Below are 13,688 nucleotides of genomic sequence, written 5' to 3'. Positions count from 1 at the left end.
AAATGCGCGAATTATTCGCCCTCCTCCGGCGCGAAGACCAGCCGCAGGGCCTGCAGTGTCGCCGGATTGTAGATGGTGTTGTGGTGCTCGTCATGCATCGGCTGATACCACCAGGTGAGATCGTCCGGCGCACCGGCTTCAAGCGCGGCAACCAGGCGGTCCATGCTCGTCTGCATGTCTTCGCCTTCATCGGCGATGGTCAGGAAGAGCGAATGGCCGCCGAACTCGCCCGCCGCGAGCAGGTCGGCCGCCTCATGGCTCAGGCCTTCGGCGCGCCACCAGAGCGAGGGGCTGACGGCGATATAATGATCGAAACTGGTCGGCGCGCGCAGGAAGGTCTCGGTGATGAAGAGGCCCGCCAGGCTCTCACCGATGATCGCGTTCTCGCCGGAGGTGCGATAGCGCTCTTCGATCCAGGGCCTGACCTCATCGAGCATGTGGCTGCGGTAATCGGCGGCACCGCCATTGTCCGGCAACCAGCGCAGATCCTCGGCCAGGTCTGAAGGCGCGGTGAGCTCGACATAGCGATTATCGGTCTGCACCCCGACCAGGATGAATTCGCGGTATTGCATCGACAGGCTGCCCAGTGCCGACATGCCGGCCATGGGGACAAAGTCCTGCTGCGCGCCGCCATCGACGAGATAGAGCACCGGATAGCGGCGATTGCCGTCGCCATAACTCGCGGGCAGCGAGACGGTGATGGTACGCGGCCCGCCATAAATGGCGGAGTCGAGCACGATCTCATGGCCGATGATGATCGGGGTCTGCGTCCCCGGCTCGGGTGCCGGCTCGGGCTGGCAGGCCGCCAGGGCGACGGTAGCGGCAGCGAGGCCAAGCAGTCGGAAAAACGGGTTCGGGCGCATCGATTATCTCCGGCGAAGGTGTGTCTGGCCTGTCTTGCCGCAAACACACCCGTCTGCCAACAGCTGTCTGGTCTAGCCCCCGTGGCGGGCCTGGCTGCGGACCAGCTGCAACTCCAGCCGCTTCACTTCCCGGATCACCCGGTTGTTCAGCAATTGCTGCCCCATGAACCCTTTCATGAAGAGGCCGACCTGCAGGGCTGCCAGTGTGGCGACGCCCCAGCGGATCGCCATCAGCGGATCGGTAGCCGTGACCACATGCCAGCCGGCCCAGATCGCCAGTCCGGCAGCGGCAATATTGACGACATAGGTCACCCACACCACCCAGCCGAGCCGGCCGCCAAACAGGCTGATGGCCTGGGAAAAATAGCCTGGCTCCTCGCCGAACTGCTCCAGCAATTGCCGGTCCTCGGCATCGAGCGCCTCGGCAATCATGGCATCGAGATCCTTGTCACTTCCGGTCATCACGACCTCCTGGGTTGGGTGTTGGGGTATCGGGCATTTCCAGCGCCGCACGCATCTTGCGGCGGGCATGCATGAGGCGGGTCTTGATCGTGCCCACCGGGACGCCGAGGGCGACGGAAATCTCCGCGACCGTGAAGGCGTCGATATGGAAAAGCGCCATCACCGTACGCTGCTCATGCGGCAGGGCGGCCAGGGCACGGGCGAGAGGCCCGCGATCGGCGGCGCTTTGCGCATCCCGTTCGCCGGGATTCTCTCTTGCCGGCTCCGCTGCGAGCGCGGCGCTGGTCTGGCGCCGGCGCTGCAGACCGCGAATGCTGCGCGCACTCTTGCGGGTGACGATACGATAGGCCCAGGCGGGAAAGGCGGCGGCGTCGGCGAGGCCATCCAGGCCGCGAAAGATATCGATCCAGGCGTCCTGCAGGGTGTCGCGGGCCAGCTCGCCATCACCGGTCAGGCGCAGAGCGTGACGCAGCAGGGCGGGCTGCCAGAGCTGCGCCAGTTGATCACAGGCCTTGCGGTCGCCGGTTTGTGCCGCGATGACAAGATACTCGCCAAGAACCCGTTTGCTGTCGCGTTGCATCCGCCCTGCCACCCCGTCCGTCGGGCCTCAGACGGCCCCGTTCAGACTATAGGTGTGCGGCGTGGCGAAAAGGGTTCAATCCGTTGTGCGGATCATTCAGCTCTTGGCGGGCAGGCCCTTGTGATAGGTCAGGTAACCGCGCTCGACCATGCGGCGCATGGCTTCATAGGCTTCCGACAATTCATCATAGACGCCGCGCAGATGCGACAGCCGGGCCAGTTCGGTCGGCTCGAGATCCCTGTGGGTCCTGGCGAGCTCGACTGCGGTGCTTACCCAGGCTGTGCGCGCCTTGGCAGCGGTCAGGGCGAGATTGCGGAAATCCTCAATCGAGACGTGATGGATTTCCTTCTGGATCACGGCCTGATTGGCAGCGGAGACCGTGTAATCGATCTGTTCGAGATGACCGCGCAGCTTGCGCTGCTCGGCCGGGTCCTGGACCAGATCGGGTTCGAAATGGTCGGAAACGCGTCTGAAACTCGACGTCACGGACTTGCTCATGCCTCACCTCTACAGGCAAACAGGGCTCAAGCTTGCCACAAACCGGTTAACGGAGCCTCTAGCGCGCCAGTTGCACGAGCCAGGCGCGAAACTCGGCCATGGTCATCAACTCGGTCGGCGTACCCATCGCACCGCCCGGATCGGATTTGCGGCCCGGCGAAACCTCGTCATGACCGAACACCCGTTCCAGGCTGAAACTCTCGGGAAAGCGGCGCGACAGCCAGATGCAGATCCGGGTCAGTGATGCGAATTGCTCGGCGCTATAGGGCAGATACCAACCCTTGCTGATATTGCCGCCCTCGCACAGCCGCACCTCATAGTCGCGATACCACTCGCCGTTTTCGTCCAGGCGCGTGCAGCGCCCGTCATCATCGAGCACGACGCGGCCATGATCATCGCGCTCGGCATTGAACCAGGGGCAGAAGACACCGGTCTGGCGCGCCGGGTACAACATGCCGGGATTATTGAGCTCGAAGCCGACATAATATTGCGAGACGCCCTTGCGGCCGGTAACCGGGCATTCGCTGGCGCCGGCATGATACCCCCAGCCTTCCCAGCTGAAGCCCTGGGGCAGGAAGATACGGCCGGAACGGCTGATCCCGCCATAATGATAGCCCTGCTCGGCGGCATACCGCATCACGGCAGTGGTCGAGCGATCACTGTCGGGCAGGGTTCGCGCCGCGTCGAAGTGCACGATCAGCCCTTCCAGACCCTCGGGCCGATAGCCGCGCACCTTGTGGAACACACCGGGCAGGGTCTCGAATTCCGGCTGCATCACCTCACCGAGTTCAAAGCGGGGCGGACGTTCTATCTCGTCCTCGTCATCGCCGGGCGGCGCCGGTTCGTCGCGATAGTCCTCACAGGCGCCGCTCCAGACAAAGACATTGCCGCGACAGGCATACCATTGGTCATTGCCGCCAATATCCTGGCCGCTCACCGTCGCCGTGATGAATATTTCGGTGCCCGCGTCCAGTATCTCGCGGATCGGCGCCGACAGGGCTGGCGCGCCCATCCGGACATTGACCCGGGCGTTCGTGCGCCCGCGCGCGATAATTTGATCCGTCATGTGCCCTCCCCAGAACAATTAGGGTTCTTATACAACTGCTTCGCGTCCCGGGTACAGGGGCTCGCCCGACACGTGCACCAGCATAACCCCGTCCGGGACAGGCGAGGACAAACACGCCCGCCGGCGGGCAGTGAAACCGGGTCTGTGCGTGCCGCTGCTTCTCGCCTATCCTGCCGGTGCCGGATGGACAGCACAGGGCTGCCGCAAGCGGCCAGGCCAGGTTTCAGGAGACAGCCCCATGGTTCAGTGGCGCGGACGGCGTGAAAGCCGCAATGTGATCGACCAGCGCGGCACCCGCTATAGCGGCGGTGGTGGCGGTGGCGGCGGGCTGCTGGCCCTCCTGCCGCTCCTGCTGCGCATTTTCGGCTGGAAGGGTGTCGTCCTCGCGGTCATCGTTGTTGGCGGTATCGGCCTGTTCAGCGGCGGCGTGGATACCGCGCTCAACAATCTCACCGGCGGCCCGTCCGAGCCGGCCACGATCGAAGGCGAAATTCCCGCCGGCACGGAAGAGGCAGCGCGCTTTGCCGCCGTCATGCTCGCCGATACCGAGGAGGTCTGGACGGCCGTCTTCGCCGAGGCCGGCCAGCAATATCGCGAACCGAAACTCGTGCTCTTCTCCGACGCCGTCTCCTCAGCCTGCGGCTTTGCCCAGGCGGCGATGGGGCCGTTCTATTGCCCCGCCGACGAGCGCGTCTATATCGATGTCCGCTTCTATGACGAGCTGGCGCAAATGGGTGCCGGCAATGGCGACTTCGCCCAGGCCTATGTGCTCGCCCACGAGGTCGGCCATCATGTCGAAAACCTGCTCGGCATTCTCGACCGTGCTGACGCCGAAGGCCGGCGCGGCGGCGGGGCTGCGGCCAATCTGATGCAGGTGCGCGTCGAGCTGATGGCCGATTGCTTTGCCGGCCTGTGGGCGGCGCGCGCGGATCAGCGCTTCAACCTGCTGGAACCCGGCGATATCGATGAAGGCATGGCCGCCGCCGCAGCCGTCGGCGACGACACCATCCAGCGCCGCGCCGGCCGCAGCGTCGTGCCCGACAGCTTCACCCACGGCTCCGCCGCCCAGCGCCAGCGCTGGTTCATGCGCGGCTTCGACAATCCCGAAGTCTCGTCCTGCGACACCTTCTCCGCGGCGCAGCTCTGATCATCACACCTGCGGAGGCTGCGGATATGGAACAGCCCGGCCCTGCCCGTCCCGGCAGCAAGATCCGTCTCACCGATAGCGGGCTGGAAACCTGGCTGGTGTTCGATTGCGGCCTCGACCTGCCGGAATTCGCCGCCTTCCCCCTGCTCGAGACCGCCGCAGGCCGCGCCCGGCTGACCGACTACTGGGAGCGCCATATCGCCATCGCGCTCAAGCACCGGCTCGGCTTCATCCTTGGAGCCCCGACCTGGCGCGCCAATGCCGACTGGGGCGCGAAGCTGGGCTATGATGCAATCGGCCTCGACCACATCAATCGCGAAGCGATCGGCTTCATGCAGGCCATGCGTGACACGCATGAGACCCCCTCCAGCCCGATGCCGGTCCAGGGCAGTATCGGGCCGCGCTTTGATGCCTACCATCCCGACACCGTGATGAGTGCCGATGAGGCCGAGGCCTATCACACCGCCCAGATCGCCAGTTTCGTGGCCGCCGGCGCCGATGGCGCTGCCGCCATGACTGTCACCCATTCCAGCGAAGCGATCGGAATTGTCCGCGCCGCACAGGCGGCCGGCCTGCCCTGCATGATCAGCTTCACCACGGAAACCGACGGGCGTCTGCCCGGCGGCCAGTCGCTCGGGGAGGCCATAGAGGCGGTGGATGCGGCGACCGGCGCGGCAGCCGAGAGCTTCATGATCAATTGCGCCCATCCGGACCATTTCCGCGACATCCTCGACGGCGGCGAAGCCTGGACGCGGCGCATCACCGGGCTGCGCGCCAATGCCTCGCGCAAGAGCCATGCGGAACTGGACAATTCAACCGAACTCGATCCCGGCGATGCGCTCAAACTGGCCGCGCTCTACCGCGATCTGCGCGCCAAACATCCCGGCCTGACCTTGCTTGGCGGTTGCTGCGGCACGGACGACAGACATATCGCCGCGATCAGCGAAGCCTGCGTCTGAAATCCGGCCGGCATAATAACAGCTCTATCGCGCCGCCCCGGGCCAGCGTATTATCAACCCACGCGGTCCGCCGGACCTCGCTCAAAGGAGCATGACATGGCCAAGGGTCAGATGAAGTCCAACAAGGAAACCAAGAAGCCGAAAGCGGAAAAGAAGAAAACCATCGCCGCCGCCCCATCGACCAAGGGCACCATCGTGCCGCCGGGCAAGAAATAGCGAACATGTGAGGGGGCTGGCCCCGGCTGCAGGACGGCCGGGCCTCCCCCGATTGCCGCCAGTGCCTGTGGCCCTGCCCGTCCCTGATGGCGGCGGACCTCAGTGCGGGGTCAGCTCCGACGGGTTGATGAAAACACCCTGCGCTTCATCACCGAGCGATTTGATGCGCCGGTCCCCGGCGACCGCAATGACGTAGAGCCGCTCGCGGCGCTGCTCGTCGGTGATATAGCGGCCATAGATCTGGCGCTCTTCCGGCCTTGAGAGCCCGGTGGCGCGATAGCCGCGCTCCAGATAGCAGTCATCCCAGGCCTCGACGGCCCGCTCGTCATGAACCTCCGTGCCGGAATAGGTATTGAGGCTGTTGGGGGCCAGACCGCCGCCACCGAAGTAATCGCGAACCGCGGCCGGCGGCAGGGCCTCGCGATAGACGGCCCCGCATGCCGCAAGATCAGCCTCGAATTCCGCCTGCGCCACACCGGGTTTGTTCCAGGCATAGCCAGGCGGGGCCAGCGGCACTTCGCGCAGCTGCAACATCATCATTATCGCCATAGCCAACATCACAACCTCCCTGCTGCCACACCCCATCATTCCCGCTTAACGGGCATGGCGTCAAGCCGGATCAGGCGGGCCGTCTGCCACCGCGTGCGCAAGGCGGGAGGCGCGTGGTGCGGCGCTGAAAGGCGGGCGTAAACTGGCGGGATTTCGCGGGCGGAAAACTCCTCCGCCTAGCCCGCCATCGCTTCACTGCGATCCGAGATAACGGTGAGGATATTGCGCTGGATCCCGCCCAGGATGATCTCGCCCCACACGGCACTATAGTGATTGGCCGGGCTGGTGGCGCGGTAGCGCGTGGTCAGCGTGAGACGGGTACGGCCATTGGCGAGCGGCGTGAGCGTATAGCTGCCGGTCTCGATGCCGAGAAATTCGCTGTCTGGCCCGATATGGGCGTCGGTATAGCGCGCGACCGAGTCGTCGGGGAAGACGAAGCGCCAGGCCAGATGGTCGTTCTGCGACCAGCCCGTCACATGCTCCTCGAACCCGATATGCTCGCCCCAGCGCGCCAACCGCACGGCCCCCACGCCCTCACCCACTACCAGCGCCGAGCGTGGCCGCGGAATGCGCAACACGTCCTGGGCAATCGTCCAGACGCCCTCATCGTCCGAGAGATTTTCCAGCGCCAGAAGATGCGGCCAGATCTGATCGGGCGCCGCCGCGATCACCACCGAGCGCCGGACCTCGAAATGATGTGTCGGATTGGCGGCGAGCGGTCCCAGCAAGAGCATGGCAAAGGGCAGGACGATCAGGCCCGCGCTATGCAGCACGGCGCGCTGGCGAAAACGCGCGTGCAGCCCGCTGACAACCAGTGCGCCCAGCCAGGCACTGATCCACCACGGCACCGCCAGGAAGACCATGCAGATCAGGCCCTCAAGGAAGAAGACACCGACAATCACCATCACCGCCAGCAGGAGGAAGCCGACGATGACCCCGGTCCCGCTCGCTTTCGCCTTGCCATCGGGACTGATCGCAAACTGGATAATGGCACCCAGGCAGAAGGGCAGGCCGAACAGGGTGGTAAATCCGCCGGCAAGGCCCGCGCCGGCATCGGTGCCACCGAGGGCGTAGAAGAGGCCAGCCAGCAGGACCAGTTTGGCAAAGACGAGCAAAAGCCGCACGCCCACCCAGATCCAGGCCTTTCCCGGTCGTTCGATTTCGCTCATGCCCGCCCCCTCATGCCGACGCTCCCGCCGGCGTCGCGAGATTGCCGTGAATGGCGCGCGGACGCCAGTGCGGCGTGATCGCCGTACCGCCGGCGGTAGGGATCAGTCGAAGGCGTAGAGCAGGGAGATGTCCAGCCGCGCATCCGTCGGTTCATAGCCGGGGCGCACGTCGAACTCGTGCTCGATGCGCAGGCCGGTCTGGACGGCCCAGTTGCCGAACAGGCGATTGGTCAGGGTGAAGCGCTGATCGATGCGCGAACCGCCGCCGAGAAAGGCGGTCGTCTCCGAGCCGAAGCGGGCCGTTTCGGAAATCTGGTAGTGCAGGCTCGATCCGGCCTCGGCGACCCAGTCGGTATAGGTCTCGCCATTGAGGCGGTCCTCACGGAAACGCTGGCCGGCACCGGCGCGCAGCACCCAGTCCAGCTTCGGCCCGTCCAGCGCATGCCAGATCCCGCCCGCGGTGACGAAGGCGGAGCGTTCATAAAGGCCCACCAGGTCGCGCTCATAGGAGCCGCCGCCATAATAGCCGATCCCGCTGTCGAGTTCGCGCGTGGTGCGGAGCTCGACCAGCCAGTTGTCGCGCGTGGTGTTTGCGGCGTTCTCCGACAGGAAATATTCGAACTGGCTGTCGATGCGCCAGCCATGTTCAAGCTCGCGGTCGAGTTCGATGGCGAAGGTGAAGTCGGTGAGTTCGGAATTGCCGCGTTCCAGCTGGAGGCCGGCGCGGACATGGCCGGCCCAGCTGTCCGGGCGCAGCATGCGGATCGAGCCGGCCAGCCAGCCACCGGAGCCCTCGGGCGCTTCGCTCAGATCGATCGGGGCACCGCCAAGATCACGGTGCTCGGGCTGTGGCACCGGCGTGGAGGCCGGGGCCGGGGCTGCGACAGGGTCAGGCAATGGCCAGTCGGCGACGGCGCCGGCGCGGTGCGGCAGATGGGCGAGGATGTCGGCATGCACGGCCGCGCGTCCGCCCTCGACCAGCACGGCGACCATGTCGGCGGTCTCGAGGAAACGCGCATCGTCATCCTGGCGTTCGGCCGCCTCGGCGAGCAGTGCCTGATAGGCCTGCGGGATGTCGGCGGCGGCCGGTGCGCCAAGGGCGATGACACTCAGAAAAGCGGCCGCAATCGGGGCCGGAAGAGTCGTGGGCATGGCAGTCTTCCCGGTTGGCTGCGGCCCCGGGAAGGCCGCCTCGCTCTGGCACCAGAGCTAGGCAATCATCCTTAAGATTTGGTGGCTTGCCCCGCCTGGCGGCCCACCCGGAGCCTATTCCGTGCGCGTGATGCGCCAGGCCAGATCGCCACCGTCCGGGCCAAGCCAGCAGACGCCGGTGGCTTCCCAGTCACCGCCGACGGATTCGATATCGGCGCCGATCGGATAATCCGGCCAGCTTCTGCAGATCGGGCTGCCACCCCAGGGGTCCATCCAGAAGATGGAGACGCCATTTGAGATCTCGCCGTTGGATTGCTCTTGCCAGTCGCTTGTCCACGGGTCGGACCCCATCGCGTCGGAAATACCGGAAACGGTGACACTGCCACCTTCCTCGAAACGGATCGTCGCCGTCTGGCCGGTGCGGGCGAAATCGGTGTCCCGTGTGGCAACCGCCGTGAAGGTCTGGCCGGCGGGGCCGTCATCGGCGAGGGCGACGGGGGCGGCAAGGACGAGGGTCAGGCTGGCCAGGAGCATGGTTTTCATAGGGTTTTCCGCTTCTTTCCGGGATCGATTCGGGTTCGGGACGGGTCTAGCGGACGGGCGTTAAGATCGCACTTAGCGGCCATGCCGCATTTTATGCGTCGGCCCGGTCACTGCCGCTGTCGTGATAGCGCCAGGCGGCGGTAAAGCCGATCATGCACAGGCCGGTCAGCGCGGCACCGGTCGCCGTCAGGAGCAGTCCCGCCGCGATATCGCCCGCGAACAGGACATCAACGCCATGGCGGAGCGTGACGATGGCAGACATCACCATCAGGCCGGTGGCAATACGCGATGCCTTGAGCGCAAACAGGATCAGGAGGGCGGTGAAGACCGGCGCCACGACCAGGATATCCGCCGGGTCATAATCGCCCAGGGTGGCCGGATTGAACACGCGTTGATAGATGAAATGCACGGCCAGGAAGGCGGCATAGCCGCCGGTCAGCCACGCGCCGGGCAGGATGGCGCGCCGGGCGCCATCCAGCGTGCTGACATCGGGATTATACCAGGGCGCACTTGCCACCGCGCTGGCGGCCGGGGCCGGGTCTGGTGTTTCCGGAGCACCGGGATCCTGGGACATGACATGCTCGCCGAATTGCTAAGCCGCTACGTTTTCACGCGTATCCGGGCCGGTCAATCGCGGCCGGAGGCTCAGGTGAACAGGCGGGTCAGCATGGTGGGCGCGGCGTTGGCGATGGCGAGCGCCTGGACGGCGAGCTGTTCGCGGGTCTGCAAGGCGGTCAGCCGGGCGCTGTCACGCGCCAGATCGGTATCGACCAGCTGGCCGCGCGCGGTCTCATACACGTCCGATTTGCGCGACATGAAGGTGTGCTGCATCTCGGCCGAGCGCAGCGTCGTACCCATGCGCGCCGACATTTTTCCGAGCGCGCCGAGCAGTGTGCCCAGCGAGGAGACCCGTCCCTTATAGGCCGTGGCATCGGCGGGCGACGGGGTGTCGATACCGGTAAAGGAGCCGGAGATATCATCCTCGAAGGCGGCATGTTCGGCATCGAAGCTGAAGGGGTTGGGCGGCGCCACAGCGCCATTGTGGATGGTGCCATTGACCGCACCGCCGAGAATACCGCTGAAGGTGCCGTAGAGTGTGCCGTTGAAATTGCCGTCGATGATACCGTCGAAATTTCCGTAGATATCGCCGTTGAAATCGCCACCGATAATGCCGCTGACATTGCCCCAGACATCGCCGGAGAAGGTGCCATGGTCGATGCCGGAGAAGCTTCCGGTCACGGTACTGGAATAATTGGTGTAAATCCCGAACACATCGACGGCAGCCGGGCTCGAGCTGACGCCGGTCTGCAGCAGGGAGACAAGATTGCCGCTGGCGATGGCGTCCATGCCCAGAGGTTCCAGCGACACGGTCGAGCCGTCGAGCAGGTTGATACCGTTGAAGGTGGCGCTCTCGGCCATCTTGACCGTCTGTTCGAACAGGGCCCCGTATTCCGCTTCCAGCGCCGCGAATGAGGCGGCGTCCAGCGAGTTGTCGCTCAACGCCAGCGCCGTCTCGCGCATCTCCATGACGATATCGCTGATCCCGTCGAGCGCGGCGAGCGTGACCTCGAGCGTCGAGACCGTGCGGCTGACGCTGTCCAGCTCGGTGCCCATATCGACGATATCGGAGCGCAGCCCGGCGGCCATGCCCCATAATCCGCCATCATCCGCTGCAGAGGAAACCTTGAGCCCTGTGCTCAAACGGGTGCGCACCGAAGCAAGGTCGGTGTGTACTGAACTCAGGGAGCGCAGCGCGGAAGACGCACCGGCATTGGTGTTCATGCTGAGCATTCTGCCCTCGAGACTGGGTGGCTTCTGCCAACCGGATCTGCCACCCGCTATCCGGGCTCGGGGACTATCGCAAAAATATGGAAAACGAAGTGTTAATCGCGCCCGGCATCGCGAAAATCAATTCTTTGAAGCGCTTGTTTTCGGGGCCGGATCCGGGTTCGAACCCGCCCGTCAAGGCCTGCTGCCGCTACTTCTGGTTCACATCATCTTCGTTGAATTGATACTCGGTTGAGGCCGCGCCGGCGCCGCCGCCAGTCAGGATGATACCGAAATCCTCGGCCGCCTCCGCCGGCTCTCCCCCGCCGGCGCAGCGAAGCCGGTTTCGCCCTGCGCCGGCAGGGCGATGGCCCCGCCCGGACCTGATCCGAAGGCGCGCTGAATTTATTGCAATTTCAGGCGTTTGCCGCCGGCGGGCACCTATTGCAGCAGGAGCGGGCCATAGCTGACACCATTATGGCTGAACCAGCAGGTCTCCTCCTCGCCGGAATAATCCGCCGCCCAGCTCTCGCACATCGCCGGACCGCCATCGGGCAGGAAATAGAGCGAGCCGCTGACCGTCACCGAACCGTCCGCCGCCTGGCTCCATTGCCCCAGCATGCCGAATTCCAGGCCGGCCGGCGGCGGGTAGGGCATGGTGTCGAGCTGGGTAATGCTCACCGTGCCCCCGCCCTCGCCCTCGCCACTGCCAAACTCGATCGCCAGCCTCGACGACGTCTCGGCCCCGAAGCGCGTCTGATACACCTGCCCCGACGGCGAGGCCGATGACTGGGCCGCGGCGGCCGGCACTGCAAATGGCATCAAGACCACCGCACAGCCCGCAAGCGCCCTGAAACAGCCGGTGTAGATGGAAATGCGCATGGGACCTCCCCGAGGTTTTGCTCAAGCGCCAGCCAAGCACGGGCGGGATTAACGGGGCGTGTGGGCGGGATGAGGCGCGGACGACACGCCCGCCCGCTCCCCGGGGAGAAGGACGGCGGCGAGGCCTCACGCCTCCGCCTCCTCCGCAACCTCCTCCGCAGCCTCCGGCCCGACACCAGAGGCCTCCAGGATTTCCGCGTCCTTCTCCTCCGGCGTCATCCAGGCAAACTCACGCTCGATCTGCTCATAGTCCTCGTGATGTTCGTCGGAGAAGTCCCGCTCGATCGCGTCCAGCGCGTCGATCCAGTCACAGCCGCGGCGTGCTGCCGGCAGGCATTTGAGCAGGGTGGCGGCGGTGCGGACGGCCGCGGCATTCTCCTCATTGTAGAATTGCCGGTAGAGGCAGCGCAGCATCAGTCTCAGCGCCTCGTGTTCATACAGGGCAACCAGCGGATCAGAGGCCGGCGCTTCGGCCGCGGCGGTTTTGGCTGCCGGTGCAGGATTGTGTCGTGTCATGGGGGATCCCTTGTCTCGTGGCCGCGCCCGCACACGGGTGCGCGCTTCGCGCGGCGTTCGCCGAAGTGATGGGAGGCAAGCGGGATGCCGGCGATGCCGGTAACCGGTAATGGAATAGCGCGTGACATCGTGACATCCCGCTCGCGGAGTTTTCCCGGGCTGTCTCCACCCCGTTTCCAATCCTCACACGTACTCGGGTCGGTCGTTTAGTGCCCTCGGACGTGAAGAGAGGACGCCCTGCCAGCGCTTTCGATCGTCACATCGATCGCCCGGACAGGCTCCGCTCGCTCCCGGGCATCAGTGACGTGGCCTGCGCCTCCCACCCCGGGAACCGTTGACGATTATGCGCGCGGGTCGAGGGGCCGGGGACAAGTCGGGGCGGATTTTCCGGGTTGGGCTTTGGGGGCGGGGGTTTGCGGGCGGTGTGGGGCGGGGATAAGGGCGCCGACGCCCTGCCCTCTCCCTGGGGAGAGGGTGCCCCGCAGGGGCGGGTGAGGGTGGCCGCGCCCCGCTTGCAGACGGAAACATGGCCCGCCTCATCCGCCCCGGATCAAATCCGGGGCACCTTCTCCTCGCGGAGAAGGAGGGCGTGGGTGCGTGATCCTGCGTCCCGGCCTGCGCTGGGATGACGATGAGATTGGCGTTGAGTCAGCCAGATGACGACGAGCATGTCCCCTTGATGATCCCCGGCGAGCCGTCGAACACCCTTGTGTCCCAGCGCTCACTCAGCTCGGCAATGACATCGTCCTTGAAGCGCTCCAGCTCCGCTTGCGTGTCTCGACGCGCAAAGGACACCAGTATCTCATGATCGTCGAGCCCGAGATTTGTCGCCTTCATAACGACCTGCCGGCGCTGATAGAGCCCGGCATGGAGGGGATCGTCAGGCAGTATTCTGGCGGCGCCCCCACCCGTCGCCCTCAAATCGCGCGCGACCTGGTCGCCATTCTCCTCAAACTCGAATCCATGGCGCAGCGACAGGTCGAGCATAAAGCCCCGCATGTCCGCAGGTCCCGTGCCCGCCGGCAGGCAGACCAGCACGCTTTCATTGATCCGAAGCGGGTTACAGGCTGCGAGGAGCAGCGCTGAAACCAGGCAGACCAGGCCATACAATCTGAATTTCTTTTGCTTCATCCTGAGCCTCCGCCCGGGCGAGGCCATCCCGTAAACCCCTTGCCAGCCAAAAGGCCTCAGTGGACAGGTGCGGTCAAGGGTGAAACCGCGAAGCGGCGCCTGCGGCGCCCTTGACCGCGCCTGTCCCCTGAGGCGGACTCTCGGCATGGGGTTTAAGGTGGGGTGTGGGTGGGGGCTTTTGAAAGCGG

Annotated in this window: 16 protein-coding genes; 2 read left to right on the top strand and 14 right to left on the bottom strand. The window is 65.3% G+C overall.

The window, feature by feature from the left end; all coding sequences use genetic code 11:
• Positions 1 to 11: 11 nt before the first annotated feature.
• From ACN0YF_RS09415 to ACN0YF_RS09395, 5 genes are all read right to left on the bottom strand, one after another.
• Positions 12 to 863, bottom strand: coding sequence for an alpha/beta hydrolase (locus tag ACN0YF_RS09415; protein ID WP_417494175.1), 852 nt, complete (start codon positions 861 to 863; stop codon positions 12 to 14).
• Between the two features lie 72 nt (positions 864 to 935).
• Positions 936 to 1,325 (bottom strand): DUF6768 family protein, encoded by a 390-nt coding sequence (locus ACN0YF_RS09410; RefSeq protein ID WP_417481028.1) that lies wholly within the window; start codon positions 1,323 to 1,325, stop codon positions 936 to 938.
• Positions 1,312 to 1,905 (bottom strand): RNA polymerase sigma factor, encoded by a 594-nt coding sequence (locus ACN0YF_RS09405; protein ID WP_417494174.1) that lies wholly within the window; start codon positions 1,903 to 1,905, stop codon positions 1,312 to 1,314. The genes ACN0YF_RS09410 and ACN0YF_RS09405 overlap by 14 nt, the downstream gene beginning before the upstream one ends.
• A 96-nt stretch (positions 1,906 to 2,001) precedes the next feature.
• Positions 2,002 to 2,403, bottom strand: a complete 402-nt coding sequence (locus ACN0YF_RS09400) for a hypothetical protein (protein WP_417494173.1) — start codon at positions 2,401 to 2,403, stop codon at positions 2,002 to 2,004.
• A gap of 58 nt (positions 2,404 to 2,461) precedes the next feature.
• Entirely contained in the window at positions 2,462 to 3,469 is a 1,008-nt protein-coding gene (locus ACN0YF_RS09395) for an N-acetylmuramoyl-L-alanine amidase (RefSeq protein WP_417494172.1), read from the bottom strand.
• Positions 3,470 to 3,707: 238 nt separating this feature from the next.
• Here ACN0YF_RS09395 and ACN0YF_RS09390 point away from each other — a divergent pair, with 238 nt between their 5' ends.
• Positions 3,708 to 4,616 carry a neutral zinc metallopeptidase gene (locus ACN0YF_RS09390; RefSeq protein ID WP_417481024.1) on the top strand — a complete coding sequence of 303 codons (909 nt, stop codon included), beginning with the start codon at positions 3,708 to 3,710 and terminating at the stop codon, positions 4,614 to 4,616.
• A gap of 26 nt (positions 4,617 to 4,642) precedes the next feature.
• Positions 4,643 to 5,575: a homocysteine S-methyltransferase family protein gene (locus tag ACN0YF_RS09385; RefSeq protein ID WP_417494171.1), complete on the top strand. Its 933-nt coding sequence runs from the start codon at positions 4,643 to 4,645 to the stop codon at positions 5,573 to 5,575.
• Positions 5,576 to 5,890: 315 nt separating this feature from the next.
• Here ACN0YF_RS09385 and ACN0YF_RS09380 read toward each other — a convergent pair whose 3' ends face one another.
• The 9 genes from ACN0YF_RS09380 to ACN0YF_RS09340 all read right to left on the bottom strand — a co-directional run bounded on the left by ACN0YF_RS09380 (position 5,891) and on the right by ACN0YF_RS09340 (position 13,500).
• Entirely contained in the window at positions 5,891 to 6,331 is a 441-nt protein-coding gene (locus ACN0YF_RS09380) for a hypothetical protein (protein WP_417494170.1), read from the bottom strand.
• Between the two features lie 185 nt (positions 6,332 to 6,516).
• The gene (locus tag ACN0YF_RS09375; protein WP_417494169.1) at positions 6,517 to 7,509 is read right to left on the bottom strand and encodes an SRPBCC family protein; all 993 of its coding nucleotides are present in this window, start codon (positions 7,507 to 7,509) and stop codon (positions 6,517 to 6,519) included.
• 102 nt (positions 7,510 to 7,611) lie between these two features.
• A complete protein-coding gene (locus tag ACN0YF_RS09370; RefSeq protein WP_417494168.1) occupies positions 7,612 to 8,661 on the bottom strand; it encodes a DUF481 domain-containing protein in 1,050 nt (349 codons plus the stop codon).
• A 114-nt stretch (positions 8,662 to 8,775) separates the two neighbouring features.
• On the bottom strand, positions 8,776 to 9,204 hold the full coding sequence (locus tag ACN0YF_RS09365) for a hypothetical protein (protein WP_417494167.1): 429 nt from the start codon (positions 9,202 to 9,204) through the stop codon (positions 8,776 to 8,778).
• Positions 9,205 to 9,295: 91 nt separating this feature from the next.
• Entirely contained in the window at positions 9,296 to 9,778 is a 483-nt protein-coding gene (locus tag ACN0YF_RS09360; protein ID WP_417494166.1) for a hypothetical protein, read from the bottom strand.
• Between the two features lie 71 nt (positions 9,779 to 9,849).
• Positions 9,850 to 10,995 (bottom strand): flagellin, encoded by a 1,146-nt coding sequence (locus ACN0YF_RS09355; protein WP_417494165.1) that lies wholly within the window; start codon positions 10,993 to 10,995, stop codon positions 9,850 to 9,852.
• A 417-nt stretch (positions 10,996 to 11,412) separates the two neighbouring features.
• Positions 11,413 to 11,853: a hypothetical protein gene (locus tag ACN0YF_RS09350; protein ID WP_417494164.1), complete on the bottom strand. Its 441-nt coding sequence runs from the start codon at positions 11,851 to 11,853 to the stop codon at positions 11,413 to 11,415.
• A 126-nt stretch (positions 11,854 to 11,979) separates the two neighbouring features.
• Complete coding sequence (locus ACN0YF_RS09345) at positions 11,980 to 12,369, bottom strand: hypothetical protein (RefSeq protein WP_417494163.1); 390 nt, start codon at positions 12,367 to 12,369, stop codon at positions 11,980 to 11,982.
• Between the two features lie 648 nt (positions 12,370 to 13,017).
• Complete coding sequence (locus ACN0YF_RS09340; RefSeq protein ID WP_417494162.1) at positions 13,018 to 13,500, bottom strand: hypothetical protein; 483 nt, start codon at positions 13,498 to 13,500, stop codon at positions 13,018 to 13,020.
• Positions 13,501 to 13,688 lie beyond the last annotated feature (188 nt).

Origin of the sequence: Maricaulis sp. (assembly GCF_048270265.1) — a bacterium.
Classification (GTDB): Bacteria; Pseudomonadota; Alphaproteobacteria; order Caulobacterales; family Maricaulaceae; genus Maricaulis.
This window is presented reverse-complemented; position numbering and strand designations above follow the sequence as displayed.

Excerpts from the sequence above, each read along its gene's own strand:
- ACN0YF_RS09340 (WP_417494162.1), bottom strand. The coding sequence starts at position 13,500 with ATGAAGCAAAAGAAATTCAGATTGTATGGCCTGGTCTGCCTGGTTTCA.
- ACN0YF_RS09345 (WP_417494163.1), bottom strand. The coding sequence starts at position 12,369 with ATGACACGACACAATCCTGCACCGGCAGCCAAAACCGCCGCGGCCGAA.
- ACN0YF_RS09355 (WP_417494165.1), bottom strand. The coding sequence starts at position 10,995 with ATGCTCAGCATGAACACCAATGCCGGTGCGTCTTCCGCGCTGCGCTCC.
- ACN0YF_RS09415 (WP_417494175.1), bottom strand. The coding sequence starts at position 863 with ATGCGCCCGAACCCGTTTTTCCGACTGCTTGGCCTCGCTGCCGCTACC.
- ACN0YF_RS09365 (WP_417494167.1), bottom strand. The coding sequence starts at position 9,204 with ATGAAAACCATGCTCCTGGCCAGCCTGACCCTCGTCCTTGCCGCCCCC.
- ACN0YF_RS09350 (WP_417494164.1), bottom strand. The coding sequence starts at position 11,853 with ATGCGCATTTCCATCTACACCGGCTGTTTCAGGGCGCTTGCGGGCTGT.
- ACN0YF_RS09410 (WP_417481028.1), bottom strand. The coding sequence starts at position 1,325 with ATGACCGGAAGTGACAAGGATCTCGATGCCATGATTGCCGAGGCGCTC.
- ACN0YF_RS09370 (WP_417494168.1), bottom strand. The coding sequence starts at position 8,661 with ATGCCCACGACTCTTCCGGCCCCGATTGCGGCCGCTTTTCTGAGTGTC.
- ACN0YF_RS09360 (WP_417494166.1), bottom strand. The coding sequence starts at position 9,778 with ATGTCCCAGGATCCCGGTGCTCCGGAAACACCAGACCCGGCCCCGGCC.
- ACN0YF_RS09405 (WP_417494174.1), bottom strand. The coding sequence starts at position 1,905 with ATGCAACGCGACAGCAAACGGGTTCTTGGCGAGTATCTTGTCATCGCG.
- ACN0YF_RS09375 (WP_417494169.1), bottom strand. The coding sequence starts at position 7,509 with ATGAGCGAAATCGAACGACCGGGAAAGGCCTGGATCTGGGTGGGCGTG.
- ACN0YF_RS09390 (WP_417481024.1), top strand. The coding sequence starts at position 3,708 with ATGGTTCAGTGGCGCGGACGGCGTGAAAGCCGCAATGTGATCGACCAG.
- ACN0YF_RS09380 (WP_417494170.1), bottom strand. The coding sequence starts at position 6,331 with ATGATGATGTTGCAGCTGCGCGAAGTGCCGCTGGCCCCGCCTGGCTAT.
- ACN0YF_RS09395 (WP_417494172.1), bottom strand. The coding sequence starts at position 3,469 with ATGACGGATCAAATTATCGCGCGCGGGCGCACGAACGCCCGGGTCAAT.
- ACN0YF_RS09385 (WP_417494171.1), top strand. The coding sequence starts at position 4,643 with ATGGAACAGCCCGGCCCTGCCCGTCCCGGCAGCAAGATCCGTCTCACC.
- ACN0YF_RS09400 (WP_417494173.1), bottom strand. The coding sequence starts at position 2,403 with ATGAGCAAGTCCGTGACGTCGAGTTTCAGACGCGTTTCCGACCATTTC.